Source organism: Allobaculum fili, assembly GCF_020969955.1.
Lineage (GTDB): Bacteria > Bacillota_I > Bacilli_A > Erysipelotrichales > Erysipelotrichaceae > Allobaculum > Allobaculum fili.
Genome location: NZ_JAHDSX010000005.1, coordinates 43913 through 66722, shown reverse-complemented (window position 1 = coordinate 66722; position 22810 = coordinate 43913). Strand labels below are relative to the sequence as shown.

The following is a 22810-nucleotide window of genomic DNA, read 5'->3' as shown; positions in this document are numbered from 1 at the left end:
ACATGAAACAATCCAACGCAGAAATCCTTAACAATACCCCCATCGCCGATTCGGTTTACAAAATGGTTCTGAAAACCGACCTCGCCGCGCTGGCCAAACCGGGCCAGTTTGTGGATGTGGCGCTGCCCGGCTACTTTCTTCGCCGCCCGATCTCCGTATCGTGGGTGGAAGAAGACCGCCTGACGCTGGTTTACAAAATCATGGGAAACGGAACCGACAAAATGTCGACGATGGAACCGGGCACCTGCCTTTCGCTGCTCGGTCCGCTGGGAACCGGTTTTCCGATCACGGATCAGAAAGAAGTTCTGATCCTGGGCGGCGGCGTCGGAACGCCTCCAATGCTGTATACCGCAAAAGCCTATCTTGAAAAAGGCGCTAAAGTGGATGTCGTTCTGGGCTTTAACAGTGCCGGCGATGTCTTCTACGTCGATGAATTTGAGCATCTGGGCATTTCGCCCGTCATCTGCACGATGGACGGCAGTGCCGGCATTAAGGGCACCGTTCTGGACGGCGTTCGCGCTAAGGGCATCGAGACGGATTTTGTCCTCTCGTGCGGCCCGCTTCCGATGCTGCGCGCCGTCAGCAATGCCTACACCAAAGGCTATGTATCGTTAGAAGCTCGCATGGGCTGTGGTTTTGGCGTATGCAACGGCTGCGTCATGACGGATCGCAACGGCATGCAGGTTCGCGTCTGCAAGAACGGACCCGTATTCCCGATTGGAAAGGTGGTACTGTAATGGATCTTTCTGTACAGCTTCCAGGTCTGAACCTGAAAAACCCGGTTATTCCTGCCTCGGGAACCTTCGGCTTTGGCCGTGAATTTTCGATGATTTACGATCTGAGCCTTCTGGGCGGCTGCTGCGTCAAAAGCATTACGCCCGATCCCCGCGCCGGCAATCCTCTGCCGCGCATCGCGGAAGCTCCGTCGGGCATGATCAACGCCATCGGTCTGCAGAACCGAGGCGTGGAATTCGTCAAAGCCCGCGAACTTCCGTTTCTGGAACAGTTTGATACCGAAGTCATCGCCAACGTGGCGGGCGCAAGTCTGCAGGACTACGCGCTGGTCATTGAACAGCTGCGCGGCATGGACGTTATCAAGGCGTTTGAGCTGAACATCTCCTGCCCGAACGTTTCCGCCGGCGGCATGGCCATCGGTACCAATCCCGAACTGGCTGCGGAAGTCACCCGTATGGCGAAGGCCGTTGCCGACAAGCCGGTTTACGTGAAGCTTTCGCCAAACGTAACGGATATCACGAAAATCGCGCAGGCGGTGGAACAGGCCGGTGCTGACGGTATCGTTCTGATCAATACCGTTCCGGCGATGCGCATCGATCTGCGCACCGCAAAACCGCTGCTTGGCAACGTCACAGGCGGTCTTTCCGGACCGGCGATTAAGCCGATCGCCATCCGTGCGGTCTACCTTTGTGCACAGGCTGTAAACATTCCAATCATCGGCTGCGGCGGCATTACATGCGCCGAAGATGTTCTGGAATTCCTGTACGCAGGCGCAAGCGCTGTGGAAATCGGCAGCGAAAATCTGGTCGATCCGTGGGCATGCCCGCGCATTATCGATGAACTTCCTGCCGCTCTGGCCAGATACCGTCTGAACTCGGTCAAGGAAGCCATTGGCAAAGCGCTTCCGAAAAACTAAGTCTTTTAAAAACGAAGAAGCCGGTCGACTGCCGGCTTCTTTTTTGAGGCGAAACGAAGAGAAGAAAAGCCCTTTTTCGTACGAAAGCTGGATTCTTTGTCATTTTCAGACAGGATTCGATACAGTAAAGGCGATCGAAAACTGCACCGCCAGGCGCGACCTGCTGCGCCTGGCTCGATTCGATCCGTAAATGCCTGTCCGACTACGCTCGAAAGCGCAGAACGGCGAAACATCAGAAGAACACGAAAGCGAGAGAAGGAGAATTTATGAGCAAAACAATTATTGCGCTGGATTTTTCCAGCCGTCAGGAAGTCCTGGATTTCCTTTCCCAGTTTGATCAGCCCGTCACCGTAAAAATCGGCATGGAACTGACGTATGCGGAAGGTCTGGACATGGTCCGTGAAGTCAAGGCGATGGGTCATGACGTTTTCCTCGATCTGAAGCTGCACGATATTCCAAACACCGTAAAAGGCGGCATGAAAAACCTGGCGGCTCTGGGCGCCGATATCGTCAACTGCCATGCGGCCGGCGGCATCGAAATGATGAAAGCCGCCAAGGAAGGCATTGAACTCGGTGCCGGCGAAGGCAAGAAGCCGCTCGTCATCGCGGTAACACAGCTGACCAGCACGTCGAAGGAAGCGATGAACGAACAGCAGGGCATCCCTGGCGAAGTCATCGATTCCGTCATTCGCTACGCCAAAGCGGCCAAGGAAGCCGGTCTGGACGGCGTGGTCTGCTCCGTCCATGAAGCCAAGGCGATCAAGGAAGCCTGCGGCGAAGATTTCCTTACTGTAACCCCGGGCATTCGTCTGGCCACCGATTCCAAGGACGACCAGAAGCGCGTCGCCACCCCGGAATTCGCCCGCAAACAGGGATGCGATTACATCGTTGTCGGTCGTTCCATTACTAAGGCAGCGGATCCGAAAGCCACGTTTGAAGCCATCGAAGCGGTGATGAACGCGTAAGCAGGGCCGCTTTCCATGAAAAAATCGATTGCGGCCGGCGGAATGATTGCGATTGCCGCGTATTTGTTCCTTCGTGCCGAAGCGCCGCTGGGCGCCCTCTTTTTCGGCTTCGGCCTGGCGTTTGTCATCATTTATCAGCTTGATCTCTTCACCGGGAAAATCGGCTTTTTCGGCGAGCAGGACCTGCCGTTTCTCCGTATTCTTCTGGGCAACCTGATCGGTGCCGGAATTGTCTGTCTGCTGCTGCGCACGAACACGCCGGTGATTGAAACCGCGCAGGCACTGGTGGAAAAGAAAGACGCCCTGAGCTGGTATGTCGCCCTCATTAACGGGACGTTTTGCGGCGTTCTCATGTATCTGGCGGTCAGCTCCTGGAAAAGAGGCTTTCACGCTGGATGCTTCCTTTGCGTCACGGTATTTATCCTCTGTGGATTTGAACACTCCATCGCCGACTTCGCCTATATGGCGCTGGCCTGGAAATGGTCGCTCAACCTGCTCTGGATTTTGCTTGGCAACGCGCTTGGCGCGGTGATCTGCCGTCTGATGGTCGAAGACAAAGCCATCTTCCGCTGGCCGTCACTGCAGGCAAAAGCCAAAAACTAAGCTCGAAACGCTGTGTTTCAAAGCTGCATTTCAAAAAGGAATGGTAATCCGTCTGGACTGTCCGATTGTTCGGCAAAATCCAGACGGATTTTTTTATAGCCGCATACCCAGAGCAAGGAAGAAAGGGTACCCTGAAAACTGGACACGAAAGAGAGAAAAGAAAGGGAAGCGGGAAGAGGAAAAAGGTAAGAGGAAAAAGATGATAAGGAAAGCTGAAAACAGGAAAAGGCGCTCGACCGGCTGTAAAAACAGCGGGCAGAGCGCCTGAAATGGGTCTGGTACTGGAATGACTTCTTTTCAATTATTCAACAGCTTATTCAACAGCCGCTTCGGCTTCTTCCTGTGTGAAACCAAAGTCGAGCAGCGTCTGGATCGCTTCGTCGTGATCTTTCTTGTCGAGACGATTCAGCATTTCTTTCGCGTTTTCTACCCAGTCAGCTCCGTATTCGTCAACGGCGCTTTCTGCGGTGGATTTGGAATAGCCCATGTCGATCAGCTGATTGATGACCGACTGACGGGAGAACGGCGTGTTGGCGAGAATGTCGCCTACCGCATAAATTGCCGGTTCTGCAGGTTCTTCTTTCGCGGAAGAAGTGCCTTCGCTCGTAATGGCGGAAGCGTCGGAGACAGCGGATGATCCGGCTGCAGACGAAGTGCTGGAGTCTGCAGGCTTGCTGGAGCAGCCGGCCATGGTAAGCAGCAGAGCTGCGCTCAGCAGTGTATAAACGGTCTTTTTCAAAATATAAATCCTCCAAGATCTATGTGGATGTCCTCCATTCGCCCGGAGGCATCCGTCTACTAGACAGGATACAGTCTGAAGCGGATTTGAGAAAGGCCAGAATTGAAAATACCGGCTGTGACGAAGCACACCCGCAATTTATGTGTGAGATTCAGAGAGTTTGTTCCTGTTTAAAAATCTGAAGCTTCGTGACCGGTTCCGGAAGCATCTGAACTTCCCGTTCCATTCCGAAAAACAGGCTTACGTGTTCTGGACAGTTTTTTCGTCAGATAAAGCCGCCAATTATCCAGGGACAGAACGTTCGTCCCGTTTTCTTTCCTCCGGACGATCTTTCAGAATTGGACGAAAGCGGCTCTTTATTGGAGTACTATGAACAAATAAGGAGCTGAGCGAGCCTTTGACGCCATTTTGCGGGCTTCCAAGGCCGGGTGCAGCGTTTCTGCTTTTGGATAAATATGAAATATATGAATAGTTTTGAACAAATAAGAAAGAAACTGAACGAAAATAGATGGAATCAAAGGATAAAAAGAAAATTAATGAATAAATTTGAATAAATATGGTTGATTAACCGCTTTCATCGCCGTATGATTTCACTGTAAGAAAACCAGGTGAACAGAGGTGAAAGAAATAGAAAAGAAATGAAGGAAAACAGAAAATGATGACCGAAGAAAGACACGAGAAAATTCTGGAGTATTTAAAAGGAAAAGAAAGAGCATCGCAGCAGGAACTGCTCGATCTGCTCGGGACGTCCGAGAGTACGCTGCGAAGAGATCTGATGGCGCTTGAAGAACAGGGGCTGCTGCATCGGGTACGCGGCGGCGTGACCTGCAAACCGAGAACCCATGTTTCCGACAGTCAGCTGGCGAGCCGCCGGGACCAGCATCAGAAAGAAAAAAAGGCGATTGCCCTTCAGGCAGCCGCGCAGATTCAGGATGGCGAAACCATTTATCTGGATGCTGGAACAACGGTGGAAGCACTCCTTCCTCTGCTGGCCGGAAAGAAGATCCGGGCGATTACCGATTCCATTTCCCATGCCGTACGGCTGATGGAGCTCGGCGTTCCGGTTTCCGTAACCGGCGGAGAGCTCAAATCGATCACCAGTGCGCTGGTGGGGGAAGAAACACTCGAATTTCTGGACAAGTACCGATTTTCCAAAGGATTTTTTGGGACCAATGCCGTCACAGAAGACGGAGAACTGCTGACACCGGATGTACGGGAAGCGAGTGTAAAGAAAAAAGCGCTGGAGAGAACGCTGGAAGCCTATGTGCTTGCCGATTCTTCCAAGTTTGATCAGATCGCGGCCGTTCGGTTTGGCGACCTGTCACAGGCCGTTCTGATTACGGAAAAAAACGCGCAGATTCCGGATGGATTTCCCGGACTGGTTCTTCGAAGCACGGGCGAAACGGTTTCGGAGAACGAAGACGAAATCCAGTAAAACCCTCAGGACAAAGCAGCTCTGTCCGGCGTGACGAACTTGCACCGATCATCAGAAAAACAGGAAGCCCAAACAGCGGTTTTGGGCGAATCGAGGTAAGCCAGGCTCGATCGTCCCGGTATCTCTGTCTGGGAAAAAGGAAAGGAGAACTTCATGATCTACACTCTTACCGCCAATCCTTCGCTGGACTACATCATGCGCGTCGATCATTTCGAAACCGGCGAAACAAACCGGGCCGAAGAATGCGCACTGTATCCAGGCGGAAAAGGCATCAATGTATCCACGATCCTTGGACGGCTCGGCCATGAAAATACAGCCCTTGGATTTGTGGCCGGATTTTCCGGACAGGAACTTGTGCGCATGCTGGAAGAGCGCCGCTTTAAAAAGGACTTCATCGACTGTGCCGGCTATACCCGGATTAACGTCAAGCTCAAATCCGGCAGGGAAACGGAAATCAACGGATGCGGTCTGCAGCTTTGTGAGGCGGACGTGGAAAAACTGAAAACCCGCATCCGAAGCCTGAACGAAAAGGATGTGCTGATTCTTTCTGGAAGCGTTCCGGCTGGAATGGATTCGATGTTCTACCGTCATCTGCTCGATCTGACCAAGGACTCCGTGCTCAGTGCGGTAGACGCCACGGGCGATCTTCTGCTCCATACCCTCGAGCGGCATCCGTTTCTGATCAAGCCAAATCAGGATGAGCTGGAAGCTCTGTTTGATCAGAAACTTGAATCCGTCGAAAGCCTTGCCCGGGCGGCCCGCAGACTTCAGGACATGGGGGCAAAAAATGTTCTGGTTTCCCGCGGGGCGAAAGGTGCACTGCTTGCCGGAATGGACGGCGCGTTTTATACGGCTTCCTGCCCGCAGGGAAAACTGGTCAATTCCGTCGGGTCGGGCGACTCGATGGTTGCGGGATTTATGGCTGGCTATCTCGATACCGAGAATCTTAAAGAGGCGCTTGCTCTTGGCGTCTACTGCGGATCGGCTACCGCCTTCTGCAGCGATCTGGCCCAGTACGAAGATATTCAGCGGCTTCAGAACGAAAGTCTGATCGAGATTCAGCAGTTTACACTCTGATCGATTTCAATACACTGCACACTGCTTTCCTGCCGGCCGATCTGGAATTTCCGGAAGCGTCGGATCTGTGTTCGCCTGCGATGTTTTCCTTACTCAAAACAGGATGCAGATGTGCAAAGAGACACCCGATTTACCTTAAGCGAAAAAGACGGACGGAATCGTCCGGCAGAGGAAAGGAAAACACATGAAAATTCGCGATTTGCTGGCAATCGAAAGCATCGATGTGCATGCTTCTGCTGCCGATAAAAACGAAATTATCCGCAAAGCGATTGATCTCATGGAAAAAAGCGGAAAAATCGCAGAGCGCGCTCCCTATGAAGAACAGGTTTATAACCGGGAAAAAGAAAGTACGACGGGTGTGGGCATGGGGATCGCGATTCCCCATGGCCGCAGCGCAGCCGTAAAACAGCCAGGTCTGGCCGCCATGGTCATTCCAGACGGTGTGGATTATGACTCTCTCGACGGACAGCCGGTGAATCTTCTGTTCCTGATTGCCGCACCGGAGGCGGAAACGTTCATCTTCAGGTGCTGGCCCAGCTGTCGAGAATGCTGATGAATGAAGAGCTTTCCAGCGCACTCAAAAAGGCGCAGACACCAGAGGAATTTTTGAATCTGCTCAATGAGGCGGAAGAAGCCCTCGATCAGCCGGCGGCAGAAAAAACGGCGACGGCAGAAAAAGAGCCGGCAGCCGGCGCAAATCCGGATGCAAAGGTTCCTTATATTGTGGCGGTTACGGGATGCCCGACGGGAATTGCGCATACGTATATGGCTGCAGAGTCCATTGAGAAAAAAGCTAAGGAAATGGGATACCGGGTCAAGGTGGAAACACGCGGATCCGGCGGCGCAAAAAATATACTGACGGCGGACGACATTCAGAATGCCGATGGAATCATTGTTGCGGCCGATACAAAAGTTCCTATGGATCGATTCAACGGAAAACGCGTGATTCAGACCGCTGTTGCCGATGGAATTCATAAACCGCAGGAGCTGATCGAACGCTCCCTGGATCCGGCCGCTCCGGTATACGAATCCGGCAATGCATCGCATGCAGAAGGATCGGAAGAAAAAGAATCCGGCTGGCACAAGGTGTATAAAGACCTGATGAACGGCGTTTCGCACATGCTTCCCTTTATTGTCGGCGGCGGAATCATGATCGCTATTGCCTTCCTGATTGACGGCTTTTGCGTAGACATGAACATGCTGGCTGAATCCGAGCGGCAGCTGTTTGGTACGATTACGCCGGCGGCGGCTTTCTTCAAGAGTGTGGGCGATATTGCGTTTGGCTTCATGCTCCCGGTTCTTTCCGGATACATCGCCATGTCGATTGCGGATCGCCCGGGGCTGATGGTCGGATTTGTCGGCGGCGCCATTGCCGCAAATGGAAAATCCGGATTCCTTGGCGCGCTGCTGATTGGATTCGTGGCCGGCTATGTAATTAACGGTCTGAAAAAGATTTGTACCAAACTCCCGGATTCCCTGGAAGGCATTAAGCCGATGCTGATCTATCCGTTCTTCGGTGTTCTGATCACCGGTGCAATTATGATGTTCCTGGTTGAACCGCCAGTCGGCTGGCTCAATACACAGCTGAATCTCTGGCTCGAATCGCTGAACGGCGTTTCAGGGGTGGTTCTTGGTGCTCTGCTTGCCGGAATGATGGCCATCGATATGGGCGGCCCGTTCAACAAAGCGGCGTATGTATTCGGCACGGCTTCTCTTGCGGCTGGAAATTATGCCGTAATGGCTTCGGTTATGATCGGCGGCATGGTTCCTCCCATCGCCATAGCTCTTGCCTCATGGCTGTTTAAAAACAAGTTCACAGAAGATGAGCGGAAAACAGCGCCGACGAATGTGGTCATGGGACTGTCGTTCATTACAGAAGGTGCAATTCCATTTGCGGCGAGCGACCCGCTTCACGTGCTTCCCGCGTGTGCGATTGGTTCCGCTCTTGCCGGCGCGCTTTCTGAACTGTTCGGATGCACGCTGATGGCACCTCATGGCGGTATCTTTGTTGTCCTGACCATCGGCAATCCGCTGATGTATCTGGTCGCTCTTGCAGCAGGCGTAGCTGCTGCAGCTCTGATTCTTGGTTTCACCCGCAAGCCTGTAAAAGCAGCGGCCTGAAATCCGAGTTTGTAAACCGGATAAAAAGACACCTGAAAAAGAGGCGGTGCGAACAGGCTGGCAAAAAAATGACCTGTTTGACACCGCCCCTTTTACGCGATCGATCGCAGGAAACGATCTCTCAAAAAGACGGGAGCGAGAAAAGAACAGAAAACGCCGGCTGTGGCGAAGCACAGCCGGCGTTTATGTGTGGGATTAAGAGTGTTTGTTGAGGGACGTCACCGTGACGGGACGTGCGGGACTATAGCTGGTTAGGCGATAGCAGCGAGGGCTTTTTTAACGAGAGCGATCTTTTCAGCTTCTACAGCTGCAGCTGCGTCGTTGCCTTCAGCTTTGTGTTTCTTTTCCCAGCCTTCCAGGGAGCCGAGTCTTTCGTCCAGACGATCTTTAGCAGTCTGAGCGTACTTGCCAGTTTCGTCGAAGTGAGCAGTGAGGTCAGCGATTACTTCGTCGCCGTATTCAGTGCCGCCGATTGCAGCTTCCAGGGTTTTGGTGAATTCTTCTTTTGTCATGATAGATGACCTCCTTAAGTGTTTAATCATACTGACCGATGGATTATCTTAAGAATTCGTCGGACGATTTCTTCGGATTTACTCCAGCGGGGTTCTGCATATTCCAAACCGGAGAATCCGAAGATTCGTTCCGATGAATGGATAATTTAGAATAGTGAATCAATTAAGCGATGAGACTGAGCGTCCATCGTTTGCCGGGATCCCTGTCCGGATCCGGCATGCCTTGCGATTGGGATTTACTTAATTGCGGCAAGGGCTTTGAGAACGATCGCAATCTTTTCGGCTTCATCAGCAGCTTTTGCGTATTCGCCTTCTGCTGCATGTTTCTGAATCCAGCCGAGAAGGGAGCCATATCTCTCGTCCAGACGGTCTTTGGCAGTCTGTGCATATTTGCCAGTTGCGTCGAAGTGTTCAACCAGGTCGGCGATTACTTCTGCACTGTATGCATCTGTACCCAGAGCTGCATCAAGGACTTTCTTGAATTCTTCTTTAGTCATTGAGAAACATCTCCTTTTCTTTACGCATTCATAATACTAGCTGACACGTATCATTCCTTTTTGTATGCCCAAATATTTTTCGGAACGATACATGAACAAAAAAGCCTTATTCGCTTGATTTATATCGACTATAATGATTTGTTTTATAGCTTTACCTAAGTCAGAAAACAAATAAAAAAACTTAACCGGAGTAAAAAAATAGACATTTCACGAAATTGAAATAAAGATCATATTAATAACCAGGAAATGCGTACGGGCAAAGAAGCAAGACAGTGTTCCGAGGCGAATGATAGCCGGAAGCCAGCGGTGAATGCATCCAGACAAGCAAAATGACCAGCAAGGTCCGGTCATTGTCCGCTCCCTGGCAAGCGGTGCAGAGGGTACAATATAGAAAAGAAAAAGCGGAAAAGACTTTCGCGAATATCGGCTCAAGGCATTGAGCAGGAAGGAGTGCCCCCCCTATGCAAAATACAAAGTGGATTGTGGTTCTGATCAGCGCCATGATGGTGATCGCCGCTCTGGCTGGAGTCGTTCTAGGCATTCGAGAAGAATTTGAAGGCACAGAATCCGACGAACAGTAAAGCGGCTTCGCGCCTGCGTCCTGAGCGAACAGCGCAAGATCAGATGAGGACGTAAAACGACATTTCAAACGAAAAGAGGACTTTGCCCCTTTGCGGCCAGACTCTATGTGTCTGCCATAAGGCAAAGTCCTTTTTCTTTTTGTCCGATCCGTCTGAGCGGTCCGATCATTTAAAAAGGAATTTGGAGTCAAAAGCCGGACTCCTCTAAACCGCTGCCGGTTTTGGCGGCGGATCTGATAAGATTGAACAGGAAAAAAGATCGCCCGCATTCCCGGATCCAAAGTCTTTTCTGGATCCATATCCATATAAAATCCATATAAAAAGCGCCTTGCCCTTTCAGGCGAAGGCATCTGCGGCGGTCCATGCGTTAATTCGAAGCCAGTTAAGGAGAAAAGAAAATGGAAGACTACAAACAGGAATTCATTGATTTCATGCTGGATAGCGGCGTGCTGAAATTTGGTACCTTCACGCTCAAGTCCGGACGGATCTCGCCCTTTTTCATGAACGCCGGCGGCTATGAAAACGGTCGTCAGCTGCGCAAGCTCGGCGAGTTTTATGCGAAAGCCATTCATGATCGTTACGGCGATGACTTTGATGTGCTCTTCGGCCCGGCCTACAAGGGAATTCCGCTGGCCGTCGTTACCGCGGAAGCGTATTACGACCTCTTCGGCAAGGAAATCCGCTACTGTTCCGACCGTAAGGAAGAAAAAGATCATGGCGCGGATAAAGGAAGCTTCCTGGGCACAAAACTCAAAGACGGCGACCGCGTCATCATGATCGAAGACGTGACCACCTCCGGCAAATCCATGGATGAGACGGTGCCAAAAGTCAAAGGCGCAGCAAACGTGGAAATCAAGGGCCTGATGGTTTCGCTCGATCGCGCTGAAAAAGGCCAGTCCGATACGTCCGCGCTTGGCGAAGTCGCAAAGAAATACGGCTTTGAAACCGCGGCGATCGTATCGATGCCGGAAATCGTTTCCTGCCTGAAAGAAAACAAAACGCTCGATGACGAGATGATTTCGAGAATTCGCGACTATTATGCACAGTACGGCGCGTCGGATCGCACGTTCGATTTTTAATTCCGTTCGGTAATCGATATCTCTCTATACAACGCAAACCGGATCTTTTTTGAAAGGCTCCGGTTTTTGTTTTGCGCTTTTGTGGGAACTGGTGGTCTTTATGCGTCTTTAAGCGGCTATAATTTATTTAGGAATAAAGCAGACCAAAACGGAGTACAGAGGGGCCTCCGCAAAGAAATTGAAAGCCAGACCCTGGCGACGGCAGCTTTCAAAATCGGAGCGGACCCGGCATTCATTGGCAATATAATGGCTTTTCGGTCTGCAAAACACACATCAGGATCCAACGGGATCTGGAAAGAGGTACGTATGACTGCAAACATCATTACCATTACCCGAGAATTCGGATCGGGCGGCCGTACTATCGGCAGACTGGTCGCCGCAAAACTCGGCTATGACTTCTACGACTGGAACCTGGTCGAAAAGATCGCCGCGCAAAGCGGATTCGCTAAAGAGTTCATCGAACAGAACGGCGAAGAGCAGGACCGCTTCATGACCATGCTCGCCAGCAGCAGCTTCAGCTTCAACCTCAACGAACAGCTGTTTGAAGCGCAGACCAAAGTCATCCTGGATCTGGCCAAAAAGGGACACTGTGTCATCGTCGGCCGCTGCGCCGACTTCCTGCTGCGCAATGAACCCGGCGTACTGAGCTGCTTCATCTGGGCGGATGAAGAAAGCCGCAAGAAGAGAATTCTGACCGAATACGGCGAGCGCGACGAAAGCATCGACAAGCGTCTGCGCGATAAGGATAAACGCCGCAAGGCGCACTATCAGTACTTCACCGGCCGCAAATGGGGCAAGGCGTTCTACTATGACGTCTGCCTCGATACAAGCCGCCTGCCGATCGAAAGCTGCGCGGATACGATCGTCGCTCTCGCCAAAGACTGCACGGGCGCGGTTCGTCATACCAACGAAGACTAGCTGATCCGGCAACCGCGAACGCAAACCCGCTCAGGTATCCCTAAATCCCTATTTCTGAATTTCAGCAAAAAAAGCAGAAGCTGCATCCGATCCGTTCGGAGAGCTTCTGCTTTTTGCGTATTCCCGACGCGGATACGATCGACTGCTCCAGGAAAAAAGGCTGCCCCCGAAAGGACAGCCTGCAGATCGTATCGGGATCTGAAAAGTTTAAAGCGGTTATTTTGCGGAAGCGTCGTCGTCTTTATGCATGGCAGCAACGGCTTTCGGGAACATTGGACGGAAGACGAAGATGGCCAGAAGCAGAGCGATGACGGCTGCTGCGCAGGAGATCAGCAGAACGGTATCGATACCCTGTGTCATGCCGACGTTGCCCGGTGTAGCCTGGGTCAGTGCGTTGTAGGCAATGGAGAACAGAGCGGAAGCGATAACGCCGCTGAGGGAAATGATAAATCCAACCAGGGAAGTACCGATGCCAAGATCCTGCGGTTTAAGCAGCATCTGCGCTGCAGGGATGGACGATACGGTACGGAAGGAATCGGCGATTCCGGTCAGTGCGAGCATGACGAATACGAACCATACCGGCATGTTCGGACCGATGAAGACGAGCAGTCCAGTCGGGATGATGACCAGAATAGCGCAGTAAGCAAAGGCTTTCCAGAAGTTCGAAAGCTTCTTGGCGATCCATACACCGGCAGCGCCAGGAACGAGAATGGAAAGAATCGTACGCGGAATCTGAACGGTACCGCTGATGGAAGCCGGCTGGCCCATCAGCTGCTGCATAGCCTGCGGAACGTAGGCGTTAATGGCCGTCAGGTAAACAACGCAGAGACCGGTGATCAGCAGAACGATAACGAACGTCTTGTTCTTGAAAAGATTCAGAGGAATCAGCGGAGAACTGATTTTCTTTTCCGCGATCAGCAGCAGAATGAAGCTGATAATCGTAATGGCTGCGCAGGTGAGGACGAAGGCAGAGCCCCAGCCGAGAATGGCACCGTAGTTAAGCCAGAAGACAAGGGCAAACAGGCAGATGCCCAGAAGCAGTGCGCCGATCCAGTCCAGATGAACGCCTTTATGGGTTGCGCCGTTTGGCAGATAGCGATAAATCAGATAAATACCGATAGCCAGGAAAATTGTCGGGAAAGCCGAAGCCATACCGGTCATGCCGTGGTCCATAAGCCAGCCTGCGCCCCAGGAACCGATAAAGCTTCCGATGGCCAGTGCGCCGGAAAGGAAACCTACGTATTTCGGGACTTCTTTAACCGGGAAAATCTGACGGACGGCGATAAACGGAACAGCCGAGAACGCGCCCTGGCATGCCGAAAGAACGACACGCAAAATCAGATACATGGAAAGCGAAGAGGCAAAGGCGAGACCAATGCCGCAAATGCAGTTGATCAGACCAAACCAGAGAACAAGTTTCTTAGCACCGATGCTGTCCATCAGCGATCCGCCGATCAGAGTCATCAGGCAGAGCGAAGCGGAAGTCAGCGCGGTAACGAGTGAAAAAGAGTCCATGCCGTTGAGACTTGCAAGAACCGGTCCCTGAATATTGGCGAGGGAGAGGCCAAAGGCCGCCATGGACAAGGCTAACATCAGACAGCCAAGATATGCGAGGTTGCGCTGGAGAGGGGTTAAGCCGTTTTGAGTTGTGGTATCAGACATAAATTACTCCATCATTCCTTTTCTGTTTGTCCTCCTTTCTTCTTTCTCTTTTTTCATGACCATCTTATCAATAAAATGCTTACTGTTAGTTTCACATACTCAAAAGAAATTCCGCCGCAATGCGGCGGAATAAAAAATGACGCTGAAAATGAAAAGTACAGAGATATGGACACATTACTCAAAAGATAGGATTGGAAATGCGGACATTTTGCAAAAGACGGCGACAGAAACCGCCAGTGCTGGGTCTTCTGTACAGACGACGGATCCTCCATAGCCGGCTTTTTGCGCCAGCCTGTTCGATCCCGCCCTCAATCCCGAAGAGCAAGCGTCATCCGGCCTCAGTTCGACCTCAGTCTTCTGCCTGATCTTCCAGCAGAGGCGCGTATTTTTTCTTAAGCATGCCGGTATAAATGTGCGGATCAAACGGTTTGCCGCTGACTTCTTCGACAATTTCCAGCATGGTTTTCGAGGCGCCATAGCGATGGACGTTCTTTTCCAGCCAGGCCGCGATGTCTTCAAAGCGGTTTTCCAGAATGAGCTGCTCTGGATCGATGTCCCGCTCCATGGCTTCATAAATCTGGGCCGCGTAGGCAGAGCCAAGCGCGTAGCTGGGGAAATAGCCGAGATCGCCGGAAGACCAGTGCACATCCTGCAGGACGCCTTCACGGTCGTTTTCGGGTCGTGCGCCGAGATACGTTTCGTAAAGATCGTTCCAGAGCTGCGGAAGCGTCGCATAATCGAGGGTGCCTGCGGCCATTTTCTTTTCAATTTCATAGCGTATGAGAATATGGAAGGGATAGGTGAGCTCATCCGCGTCGGTTCGAATCAGCGAAGGACGGCACGTGTTGACCAGTGTAAACAGCGTATCGGCATCGACCGTTTCGAGGGCTGGAATTTCTTTTCGCAAAGCGGGAAGCAGCACGCTCCAGAACGCTCTGGAGCGGCCGATGTGATTTTCCAGCAGACGGGACTGGGATTCGTGGGCAGCGCAGCCGACGCCTTCCACGAGCATCGTCTTGTCAAAAGCCGCTTCCGTCTGCAGATGATACAGCGCGTGCCCGTATTCGTGGACGGTCGAAAGAATGGAACTGACAAACTGATCCGGTTCATAGTGCGTGGTGATTCGGACATCGTCGTGGGACAGAAAATCGGTAAACGGGTGCTCGGTCGTGCTGATCGCCAGCCGGTCCCGATCGGCTTTCAGAAAATCGAGAACTTCACTGGCCAGTTTTTCCTGCTGCGCGTCGCTCACCGGCGCGTGCAGAAGAGAAAGATCTTTTGGCCGGGCCGCAGCCGCTTTTTTGACGAGCGGACCGAGATCTTCGAGGATCGCTTCAAAAAAAGCATCATATTTTTCCTGATTCATGCCCGGTTCGTAAAGACTGAGCAGATAATCATAAGGATGGGCCGGATCAAAGCGCGGCGAATACGACGCCGCCTGCAGCGTATACGAAATGACTTTTTCGAGCGCGGGGCGAAAGCGTTCATAATCGGACTGGACTTTGGCTTCGTGCCAGATCGTCTCGCTTTCGGCCGCGCTTTCCTGCCATTTTCTGTAAAGCGGGGAAGGAATCTCCCGGGTGTCCTGAAGCTTTTTCAGGCGCAGCCCGACTTCTTTCTGTTCGAGCGATCCGTCTGCCATGGCGGCATATTCTTCTTCGAGCCAGGCGATCGTTCCGGGATTGTTTTCGAGATTAAAGGCGAACTGCGACAAAATCGTCAGCGCCTCATTGGTCCGGGAAGCCCCCTTTTTCGGGGCAACGGTATACTGATCGACATAGACTGTCGAGCAGGCCAGCGTATAGGCGCCCAGCGTATCAAGAAGCTGCTGGTAGCGCGGAGAAAAATTGAGTTTCATACAGATGGGATTCCTTTCAATTTGGCCGTATGCTGCCGTTTGGGCAGCAAGGGCCTTCTTTGTTTTCTGTTTTTTCGTATTTTCAGTTTGTTTTTATTTGGCTTTGCGTTTCTATTTTACAGGGAATCCGGCCCGTGCCCGTCTGTACTCTGTACATTGGACAGGAAGGCACTGCCTTTCCATTTTGCTGATGCATGCAGGGAATAGCGATGAAGGAGTTATTGAACGCCTGCGATTTCCCGGGATTTCCCTGTTCCTGAATCTGCATATAGAACACATATTGGACATATAGATTAAGACAGACCGTAAGTTCTAGATCGGTCGGGCGGTGTTTGGCAGCCGCCTCAGGAGGTTTTTATGAAAGTACGCCGTTTCATTCTTACTGCGCTCTGCGCGGCGCTGCTGGTTTCGCTGACAGGCTGTTCCAAACCCAAATCGTCGACGGATTCCGCGTCGACCGGTCCAGGGACGCTTGGCGATGACGTTCTCAAAGTCGGCATTACCCAGAAACTGACGGGAACGTTCTGTCCGATGTATGCCGCGTCGATGTATGACCAGTGGGTTGTCAACATGGTGTATCAGTCCATGCTGGCGTACGACGCGGACGGATCGCTGGTGCCGGTTCTGGCCAGCGAAGCGCCGGAAGTGTCCAAGGACGGAAAAACGATCCGCTTCCATCTCAAGGAAGGACTTCGCTTTTCAGACGGATCGGAACTGGACGGCGATGACATCAAGTATTCCTTTACGCTCATGGCGGATCCGGAATACGTGGGCGGCATCAAGGACGGCACGTACGATTTCATTGAAGGCTTTGAAGCGTGCCAGGACGGATCGGCCAGAGACATTTCTGGCATTCAGGTTTCGCACAACGGTCTGACCGTTACCTTTACGTGCGCCCAGCCGGATAGTGACGCGGTCGCTTCGATCGGCACGGTGTTCATCGTGCCGGAAGGTCAGTTTCCGTATTCCCGCGGCAATCTGGACGCCTATAAAAACCTCGAGCCGGAGCAGGCGATTGGAACCGGTCCGTATGTGATCGATCAGTACGATTCTTCGTGGGGCGCTGTGCTGAAGAAAAATCCGGACTGGAACGGGGATGGCCAGTATCCGATCGAATCTGTGGCGATGCTGACGATTGAAGCGGGTACGGAAGTGCAGTCGCTTCAGGACGGAACGATCGATCTGATTCCGGCAACCGCCAATCCGGACATCATCGCGCAGGCTTCGGCCCTCGATAATGTGGAAACGAGCCACTATTTGCGCGCAGCCCAGGGCTATATCGGCTTTAACTGTCAGGAAGGCGTATGCGCCGATCCGGCGGTCCGGCAGGCGCTGGCCTATGCGACGGATCAGGAAAAATTTGTCGAAAAGTACTACGCGTGGCCAAGTATTTCCATGGATGCGGATCTGGAAAATGTAAACGTCGGCTATGTGCCGAAAACGTTCTGGTCACCGATTGCCCACGGTCTGGGCGCGGTGACAACGGGAGATAAGGAAATCGACGGCCTGATCGACTACAGCTATGATCCCGACAAGGCCAGTGCGATTCTTGACGCGGCTGGATGGAAAATGGGCGACGACGGCATCCGGGAAAAGGACGGCAGGCGTCTGGAAGTCCGTTTCCTCGCCAGCAAGAACAACTCCGTTTTAAAAACTCTGCTTCCGATGCTGGAAGTATCCTGGCGCAAAATCGGAGCCGAACTGCGCACAAACACGATCAGCTTCAACGCGCTGCTGACGACCGTCAGTCCGTCGAGCGAAGAGCCGATCGACGACTGGGACGCGTTTTTCATGGTGTCCACGTATTCGGGTCAGAACAACTCGGCGATGAACCTGTACGAAGGCTATACCGATACGGCCAATCACCGCATTGCGGGCGGAACAAACTACGCGCACATCTTTGATGAAGCGCTCAACGCCGATCTGAGTGCCGGCAAGTCCGCCGTCAATCAGAAAGAGTCGGTTGAAAACTACCAGAAGGCGATGATTCGCGCCTCCGAGCTCTGTCCGTATGAAGCCATTTATGGAAACTACGTCTTCAACCTGTACAGCCGCCGGCTGCAGGGCATGAAAACCGGTCCGCTCAAGACGTGGTCCCAGGCACTCGCGGATGCGACGCTGGCCAGTTCGGATTCCGTTTCTTCTTCTGCCGATTTGTCGCAGAACGAATCCGATTCGACGAGCGATTCAGACGATTCCTCCCAGATTGCTTCCGCCGCCTCTTCGGATGCTTCCAGTAGCTAAATGGCTCCGGCTGCAAAAATCCGCACTCGAAAAAATGAATTGCCTGCAGAGGGTATTGTCGATCCATGACGCCTGTTAAAATAGACATAGGTGCGGCCCAAAAGACTGTTTTTCATCCTTTCGAAACAATAGATGGGCGAATGAGATCTATTGCATATACAGAAAACAGAAGCCGCAAAAGTGAATCGAATAAGGAGAAAAAGGGAATTATGAAAAAAGGGAAAAAGCGGGCGTTCTGTCTGGCTCTGAGCGGACTTCTGGGCAGTTCGCTGCAGGCCCCCGTATCGGCTCTGGCAGCGGACAGCTACACGGTATACCGTCTGTACAATCCAAACAGCGGCGAACATTTCTTTACGCAGGTATCCAGAGAGCGAAATCAGCTGATTGCGGCCGGCTGGCGCAATGAAGGCACCGCCTGGCAGTCATCGGCGGACGGCTGGTACGTGTATCGTCTGTACAATCCGAATACCGGAGACCACCATTACTGCATGGATACGAACGAACGCGATGCGCTGGTTCGTTTTGGCTGGCACTACGAAGATGTCGCGTTCGCGTCTACTGATCTGGCGTGGACCGCAGTCAAGGAAGCGTCCGGCAAGCCGGTGTACCGCCTGTACAATCCAAACGCGTGGACGGCGACGCATCATTTCACGCGGGATGTCAACGAAGCCAATGCACTGCTGCGCCTGGGCTGGCGCTATGAAGGCGTCGCCTGGTTTTGCGAAGGCTGATCGCCGGCTTTAGATCCGGACCGGCTGAATTCTGAGTTTAATCAAGCAATACGGCAGCTTTTCCCCCATGCGGAAAGGCTGCTTTTTTCACCCCCTGCCAAAAGCGAGTACGAACAGCCGGGTAAAGTAGAGATACGAAGTCAAGGAAGGACAGAGCGGCTTCGATCGCTGGAAAACCTGTACATCTTTGCGCAAATCCTCTGGAAATGGTGTGGATTTGAAAAAGAAAAAGAGTAAAAATTGGCAACTGCTATACTGGAAGGTACACCTGTTAAAAAAAGCGACGAAAGGAAAGAAAAATCCCTTAGCGGGGCCTTTTCTTTTTGAACAGGAACCACAGGATCTGCGAAAAAAGCGGTTTGGCGAAAAAGAAACCGCATAAGCAGGGACCATCGATTCCTTATCCTTTTCTGGAGAATCTGGAAATTGTCTTTTCCCGCCTGAGCGCGTAAAACGAAATGACAAAACAGAGGGCGGCTCTGAAAAAGGAAAAAGAAAGGACGCATCAATCGAAGCGTCTGAAAGGAGAAAGAGAAAAATGAAGTCTTGGATTCGCCTGACTGCAGCAGCCAGCGTACTGCTTGGCGTTTTTAGCGTGCCGGTTATGGCCCAGGAAGAAACGGGCGGATGGACACGCGTTCATCGGGTTTCTCATGTGGTGGACCGGCTGGAAGGCCGTCCGACCTTTGTGAACGGCACCGCAACCGCGCCGCTGAGCGCTCCGGAAGGCAATGCGATGTATCGCCTGTACAATCCTAACTCCGGCGAACATTTTTATACGCAGGATCGCAACGAACGGGATTATCTCGTCCAGGTCGGCTGGACGCTCGAAGGTCTGGGCTGGTATGCCCCAAACGTCTCAGGCACGCCGGTGTATCGTCTCTACAATCCAAATGCCGGCGATCATTTTTACACCGCCGCTGCACGGGAAAAAGATCATCTCGTTTCGATGGGCTGGATCGATGAAGGCACTGGCTGGTATTCCGCCGATGCCCTAAACGGCACGCCGCTGTATCGTTCCTACAATCCCAATGCGCAGACCGGATCGCACAACTACACCCAGGATGCGCGCGAATACGAATTTCTGGCCGGACAGGGCTGGAAGAGCGAAGACATTGGCTGGTATGGCATTTCCACGGTAATTCCCACGCAGGGCTACGCGAAAGCGCTCGAACAGAGCATGACCGAATATCAGGCGGCTCTGAGCGACGCGGCGAAAAAACGCAGCCTTGATGGTCTGTACGAAAAGGCGGACACCCTTGCAGCGCTCATGCGCAGCGCGGATGCGATGTCGGATGGACGGACTCTGGCGTTCCAGAACGGCAGGCTTGTCGGCTGGTCCGATCCGGGACAGAGCCTGATCGTACTGAGCGCCTGGGAAGCGAATCGTCCGATTCTGATTTACTCGCCCTGGAAGCGGCAGCTGATGCTCGCGGACACGGTGAGCGGCGGTACGCTGTCCGCAAACGGATGCTTCTTGAGTACCAAAGCGGGTACCGACCAGTTCGCAACGGCTTGCGGTACGCTGCGAAACGGACGCTTTAACGGAAACGCGGTTCGCTTTGAACGCTACGATACCGGCTATCTGTATCAGGATGAACTGAGCGCGGGCGAAGCGATCGATAACGTAATGAACGGAATCGTCCAGTTCAGCACCGAAAACGTGCAGCCAAAGGACGGTCAGCCCAATACGTACAATTGGAAAATGAGCGTCGATCACGGCACCGCGAAAACGGAGCTGAAAAACGATCTGTATCTGGTTTCCATTCCGGATCCGTTCGGCTATCAGATTTACTACGACTTCCAGCCGCACAATCTGAAGTACTGGTACGAATAACTGCGAAGAAAAAGAGAAATCAGACCAATGAGCGATTCATGCGGCAGTCCAGGACTGCCGCATGTGCTTTTTCCGGATGCGGGGTTTCAGAATGTTTGTCCGAAGGCACCAGAAATCCAAAGCGGGAGGACTTCGAAAAGGACTTCAAATCGGTGCAAAAAAGCCGTCAAGCGGATTGCGAAGATTATCAAATTCGAAAGAAAAAGACGCGAAGAGCGCGCAAACGTATAATGGAGAAAATCTCGGTCCATACACAGACTGCCCCTTCTGTCTGAAATCAGAGGCAAAGACGGAAACCGGCTATGGATCGAAGCGGACTGAAATCGAGTCTGCAAGTGAGGATTGTATGCATAAAGGAAACCGTCTGATCGCCGTTCTGCTTTCCCTGTTCCTTCTTGTGCCCAGCCTGTCGCTGATGGCGAAAGAACCGCTGGTCATCGATGACGCGGATTTGTTTACGGCCGAAGAAGAAGCCGTTCTGGAAGAAAAATGCGAACAAATGAGCAGCGACTACAACACGACTGTCTGGGTTTATACGTCCAGCGTTCCCCAGTATTCGGACAATTACGCCAGAGACATGCTCGAGTCGACCGGCGAATCGGAGTATCCCGCCGGCTATCTGGCGTACGGCATCAATATGTCGGACCGCTCGTACTGGGTAGACGCCTACGGCGATACGGTTCGCAGCATTTTTACCCAGAGCAAGCAGGACCGTCTTTCGGATGCTGCGGCGGACAAGCTGAAAGAGGGCAATTATTTTGAAAGCGCCATGACCGTTCTCGAAAAGGCGGATAAGCGCTTCTATTTAAAGACCACGTCCATGGGCTGGCTGAAAAAGCCGTTTGTGGAATGGAAAACGTCCCTGCTTCTGATCGGTCTGTCCCTGATTCTCTCTCTGGTCATTGCCCTGATCAGGACGGGCGTCAAAGTCGGCAGGCATAAAGACAAAAAGCTGGCGCGCAAGGCTGCGGAATACGAAGACGCGCTCAATCTCAAACATAAGGAAGACCGCTTTGTGCGTGCCTACCAGACACGCGTCAAGGTGGAAAGCGACTCCCCCAGTCACGGCGGAGGATTTTCCGGCGGCGGTTCGGCTGGCCATACCGGAAGCGGAGGTCATTTCTGATGGAATACAAATGCAGCAACTGCGGCGGCGAACTGCAGTTTGATCCGGAATCCGGCAAGCTGAAATGTCCGTTCTGCGGCCGCGTTCAGGAACTGAACGAACAGGAAAACGCCGGCCAGTCTCAAAAAGGACTGGTCGATCATGAAGTCCATGAAGATACAAGCGCTAGCCAGTCCGGTATGAAAGCCTTTGTCAGGGCGACCGACGGCAGTACGGAAAGCACGGAAGATCTCGTCGTGTACGAGTGCCCGCACTGCGGCGCGGAAATTGTGACCGATAAAACGACGTCCGCTACCACGTGTCTTTTCTGCAAGACCCCGCTGGTCATTGAAAAGCAGACAAGCGGCAAGTTTGCCCCCAAATACGTAGTTCCTTTTGAAATCGATAAAAAGCGGCTTGGCGAACTGTATGAACAGTACATTGCCAAAAAGCCGTTTTATCCCGATGAATACGCTTCGGAAAATGTCATCGATAAAATCCAGGGCATTTATTTGCCATACTGGCTTTACGATCTGCAGATGAACGGCATGATGAGTGCGCGCGGCGAACATACGATTACGACGCGGCGCGGCAAGTACATGGTGACCGATCACATGGTGTATCAGATCGAACGCGGCGGTTCCATGGATTTCTGGAAAATTCCGGTGGTGGCATCGTCCAAGGCAAGCGAGGAAGCGATGAACGCCATCGAACCGTACAACTACGACAAGCTCATGCCGTACAATCCCGGCTATCTGCCCGGCTTTCTGGCGCAGCGTTACGATCAGGATTCCGATACACGCGCTGCCCGATCGGAAGAACGCGCCAGAGAATCGTTTGAGTCTGCGCTCACCAGCACGATGGGCGGCTACGAAGGACTCCACGTCACCGGCAGTCAGATTCGCCGGGCGCTGAAAAGCGCGGACTACGCCATTTTGCCGGCGTATCTGCTTTACATGGACTACAAGCGGGATCAGGGCGAAGATCACGTCATCGCCGTCAACGGACAGACTGGTCAGATCGCCGGCAATATCCCCGTGGACAAGGGAAAGCGAAACCGCTACTTCATACTCTGCTTCCTTTTGTCCTGGCTCATTCTGGCCGTGGTCATGATTGGCGTGTTCATGATGATCGACTGATGTACGAGTAAAGATTTTCAGGCGAAGGCCGGGCTTTACCGCCCCTGGCTTTCGCT

21 protein-coding genes are annotated in these 22810 nt (G+C 52.5%); 16 read left to right on the top strand and 5 right to left on the bottom strand.

Annotated elements, in window-relative coordinates; genetic code table 11:
• The first annotated feature begins 2 nt into the window (after positions 1-2).
• The 4 genes from Afil_RS02295 to Afil_RS02280 all read left to right on the top strand — a co-directional run bounded on the left by Afil_RS02295 (position 3) and on the right by Afil_RS02280 (position 3219).
• Complete coding sequence (locus tag Afil_RS02295) at positions 3-737, top strand: dihydroorotate dehydrogenase electron transfer subunit (RefSeq protein WP_230266910.1); 735 nt, start codon at positions 3-5, stop codon at positions 735-737.
• Positions 737-1651 (top strand): dihydroorotate dehydrogenase, encoded by a 915-nt coding sequence (locus Afil_RS02290; RefSeq protein WP_230266909.1) that lies wholly within the window; start codon positions 737-739, stop codon positions 1649-1651. The genes Afil_RS02295 and Afil_RS02290 overlap by 1 nt, the downstream gene beginning before the upstream one ends.
• A 266-nt stretch (positions 1652-1917) precedes the next feature.
• Entirely contained in the window at positions 1918-2616 is a 699-nt protein-coding gene (pyrF, locus tag Afil_RS02285; RefSeq protein ID WP_230266908.1) for an orotidine-5'-phosphate decarboxylase, read from the top strand.
• A 15-nt stretch (positions 2617-2631) separates the two neighbouring features.
• On the top strand, positions 2632-3219 hold the full coding sequence (locus Afil_RS02280) for a formate/nitrite transporter family protein (protein WP_230266907.1): 588 nt from the start codon (positions 2632-2634) through the stop codon (positions 3217-3219).
• A 313-nt stretch (positions 3220-3532) separates the two neighbouring features.
• On the opposite strand, the gene Afil_RS02275 is transcribed toward Afil_RS02280, so the two are convergent.
• A complete protein-coding gene (locus Afil_RS02275; RefSeq protein ID WP_230266906.1) occupies positions 3533-3958 on the bottom strand; it encodes a UBA domain-containing protein in 426 nt (141 codons plus the stop codon).
• A gap of 655 nt (positions 3959-4613) precedes the next feature.
• Here Afil_RS02275 and Afil_RS02270 point away from each other — a divergent pair.
• From Afil_RS02270 to Afil_RS02255, 4 genes are all read left to right on the top strand, one after another.
• Positions 4614-5393, top strand: coding sequence for a DeoR/GlpR family DNA-binding transcription regulator (locus Afil_RS02270; protein ID WP_230266905.1), 780 nt, complete (start codon positions 4614-4616; stop codon positions 5391-5393).
• Positions 5394-5546: 153 nt separating this feature from the next.
• Positions 5547-6470 (top strand): 1-phosphofructokinase, encoded by a 924-nt coding sequence (gene pfkB / locus Afil_RS02265; protein ID WP_230266904.1) that lies wholly within the window; start codon positions 5547-5549, stop codon positions 6468-6470.
• A 184-nt stretch (positions 6471-6654) separates the two neighbouring features.
• The gene (locus tag Afil_RS02260; protein ID WP_369413417.1) at positions 6655-7023 is read left to right on the top strand and encodes a PTS sugar transporter subunit IIA; all 369 of its coding nucleotides are present in this window, start codon (positions 6655-6657) and stop codon (positions 7021-7023) included.
• Complete coding sequence (locus tag Afil_RS02255; protein WP_369413416.1) at positions 7023-8591, top strand: PTS fructose transporter subunit IIC; 1569 nt, start codon at positions 7023-7025, stop codon at positions 8589-8591. Before Afil_RS02260 ends, Afil_RS02255 begins: the two co-directional genes overlap by 1 nt.
• Before the next feature lie 251 nt (positions 8592-8842).
• Here Afil_RS02255 and Afil_RS02250 read toward each other — a convergent pair whose 3' ends face one another.
• Positions 8843-9103, bottom strand: a complete 261-nt coding sequence (locus Afil_RS02250; RefSeq protein WP_230266903.1) for an FRAT-87 protein — start codon at positions 9101-9103, stop codon at positions 8843-8845.
• 236 nt (positions 9104-9339) lie between these two features.
• Complete coding sequence (locus tag Afil_RS02245; protein ID WP_230266902.1) at positions 9340-9600, bottom strand: FRAT-87 protein; 261 nt, start codon at positions 9598-9600, stop codon at positions 9340-9342.
• A 979-nt stretch (positions 9601-10579) separates the two neighbouring features.
• On the opposite strand from Afil_RS02245, the gene pyrE reads away from it, so the two are divergent.
• Together pyrE and Afil_RS02235 are read left to right on the top strand one after the other, a co-directional pair.
• Positions 10580-11260: an orotate phosphoribosyltransferase gene (pyrE, locus tag Afil_RS02240; protein ID WP_230266901.1), complete on the top strand. Its 681-nt coding sequence runs from the start codon at positions 10580-10582 to the stop codon at positions 11258-11260.
• Between the two features lie 306 nt (positions 11261-11566).
• Complete coding sequence (locus tag Afil_RS02235) at positions 11567-12178, top strand: cytidylate kinase-like family protein (protein WP_230266900.1); 612 nt, start codon at positions 11567-11569, stop codon at positions 12176-12178.
• A 216-nt stretch (positions 12179-12394) separates the two neighbouring features.
• Here the strand turns inward: Afil_RS02235 and Afil_RS02230 are convergent, their stop codons facing one another.
• A complete protein-coding gene (locus Afil_RS02230; protein ID WP_230266899.1) occupies positions 12395-13840 on the bottom strand; it encodes an MFS transporter in 1446 nt (481 codons plus the stop codon).
• A 349-nt stretch (positions 13841-14189) separates the two neighbouring features.
• Complete coding sequence (locus Afil_RS02225; protein WP_230266898.1) at positions 14190-15698, bottom strand: carboxypeptidase M32; 1509 nt, start codon at positions 15696-15698, stop codon at positions 14190-14192.
• Between the two features lie 357 nt (positions 15699-16055).
• Here Afil_RS02225 and Afil_RS02220 point away from each other — a divergent pair, with 357 nt between their 5' ends.
• The 6 genes from Afil_RS02220 to Afil_RS02195 all read left to right on the top strand — a co-directional run bounded on the left by Afil_RS02220 (position 16056) and on the right by Afil_RS02195 (position 22754).
• The gene (locus tag Afil_RS02220; RefSeq protein ID WP_230266897.1) at positions 16056-17942 is read left to right on the top strand and encodes an ABC transporter substrate-binding protein; all 1887 of its coding nucleotides are present in this window, start codon (positions 16056-16058) and stop codon (positions 17940-17942) included.
• Positions 17943-18151: 209 nt separating this feature from the next.
• On the top strand, positions 18152-18673 hold the full coding sequence (locus tag Afil_RS02215) for a hypothetical protein (protein WP_230266896.1): 522 nt from the start codon (positions 18152-18154) through the stop codon (positions 18671-18673).
• 187 nt (positions 18674-18860) lie between these two features.
• Positions 18861-19055 (top strand): hypothetical protein, encoded by a 195-nt coding sequence (locus tag Afil_RS02210; RefSeq protein WP_230266895.1) that lies wholly within the window; start codon positions 18861-18863, stop codon positions 19053-19055.
• A 156-nt stretch (positions 19056-19211) separates the two neighbouring features.
• A complete protein-coding gene (locus Afil_RS02205; protein ID WP_230266894.1) occupies positions 19212-20510 on the top strand; it encodes a hypothetical protein in 1299 nt (432 codons plus the stop codon).
• A 346-nt stretch (positions 20511-20856) separates the two neighbouring features.
• On the top strand, positions 20857-21636 hold the full coding sequence (locus Afil_RS02200) for a TPM domain-containing protein (RefSeq protein ID WP_230266893.1): 780 nt from the start codon (positions 20857-20859) through the stop codon (positions 21634-21636).
• Positions 21636-22754: a TFIIB-type zinc ribbon-containing protein gene (locus tag Afil_RS02195; RefSeq protein WP_230266892.1), complete on the top strand. Its 1119-nt coding sequence runs from the start codon at positions 21636-21638 to the stop codon at positions 22752-22754. The genes Afil_RS02200 and Afil_RS02195 overlap by 1 nt, the downstream gene beginning before the upstream one ends.
• The last annotated feature ends 56 nt before the right edge of the window (positions 22755-22810 follow it).

Excerpts from the sequence above, each read along its gene's own strand:
- Afil_RS02215 (WP_230266896.1), top strand. The coding sequence starts at position 18,152 with ATGAAAAAAGGGAAAAAGCGGGCGTTCTGTCTGGCTCTGAGCGGACTT.
- pyrF (WP_230266908.1), top strand. The coding sequence starts at position 1,918 with ATGAGCAAAACAATTATTGCGCTGGATTTTTCCAGCCGTCAGGAAGTC.
- Afil_RS02245 (WP_230266902.1), bottom strand. The coding sequence starts at position 9,600 with ATGACTAAAGAAGAATTCAAGAAAGTCCTTGATGCAGCTCTGGGTACA.
- Afil_RS02270 (WP_230266905.1), top strand. The coding sequence starts at position 4,614 with ATGATGACCGAAGAAAGACACGAGAAAATTCTGGAGTATTTAAAAGGA.
- Afil_RS02230 (WP_230266899.1), bottom strand. The coding sequence starts at position 13,840 with ATGTCTGATACCACAACTCAAAACGGCTTAACCCCTCTCCAGCGCAAC.
- Afil_RS02260 (WP_369413417.1), top strand. The coding sequence starts at position 6,655 with ATGAAAATTCGCGATTTGCTGGCAATCGAAAGCATCGATGTGCATGCT.
- pyrE (WP_230266901.1), top strand. The coding sequence starts at position 10,580 with ATGGAAGACTACAAACAGGAATTCATTGATTTCATGCTGGATAGCGGC.
- Afil_RS02250 (WP_230266903.1), bottom strand. The coding sequence starts at position 9,103 with ATGACAAAAGAAGAATTCACCAAAACCCTGGAAGCTGCAATCGGCGGC.
- Afil_RS02280 (WP_230266907.1), top strand. The coding sequence starts at position 2,632 with ATGAAAAAATCGATTGCGGCCGGCGGAATGATTGCGATTGCCGCGTAT.
- Afil_RS02290 (WP_230266909.1), top strand. The coding sequence starts at position 737 with ATGGATCTTTCTGTACAGCTTCCAGGTCTGAACCTGAAAAACCCGGTT.
- Afil_RS02220 (WP_230266897.1), top strand. The coding sequence starts at position 16,056 with ATGAAAGTACGCCGTTTCATTCTTACTGCGCTCTGCGCGGCGCTGCTG.
- Afil_RS02205 (WP_230266894.1), top strand. The coding sequence starts at position 19,212 with ATGAAGTCTTGGATTCGCCTGACTGCAGCAGCCAGCGTACTGCTTGGC.
- pfkB (WP_230266904.1), top strand. The coding sequence starts at position 5,547 with ATGATCTACACTCTTACCGCCAATCCTTCGCTGGACTACATCATGCGC.
- Afil_RS02295 (WP_230266910.1), top strand. The coding sequence starts at position 3 with ATGAAACAATCCAACGCAGAAATCCTTAACAATACCCCCATCGCCGAT.
- Afil_RS02200 (WP_230266893.1), top strand. The coding sequence starts at position 20,857 with ATGCATAAAGGAAACCGTCTGATCGCCGTTCTGCTTTCCCTGTTCCTT.
- Afil_RS02255 (WP_369413416.1), top strand. The coding sequence starts at position 7,023 with ATGAATGAAGAGCTTTCCAGCGCACTCAAAAAGGCGCAGACACCAGAG.
- Afil_RS02235 (WP_230266900.1), top strand. The coding sequence starts at position 11,567 with ATGACTGCAAACATCATTACCATTACCCGAGAATTCGGATCGGGCGGC.
- Afil_RS02195 (WP_230266892.1), top strand. The coding sequence starts at position 21,636 with ATGGAATACAAATGCAGCAACTGCGGCGGCGAACTGCAGTTTGATCCG.
- Afil_RS02225 (WP_230266898.1), bottom strand. The coding sequence starts at position 15,698 with ATGAAACTCAATTTTTCTCCGCGCTACCAGCAGCTTCTTGATACGCTG.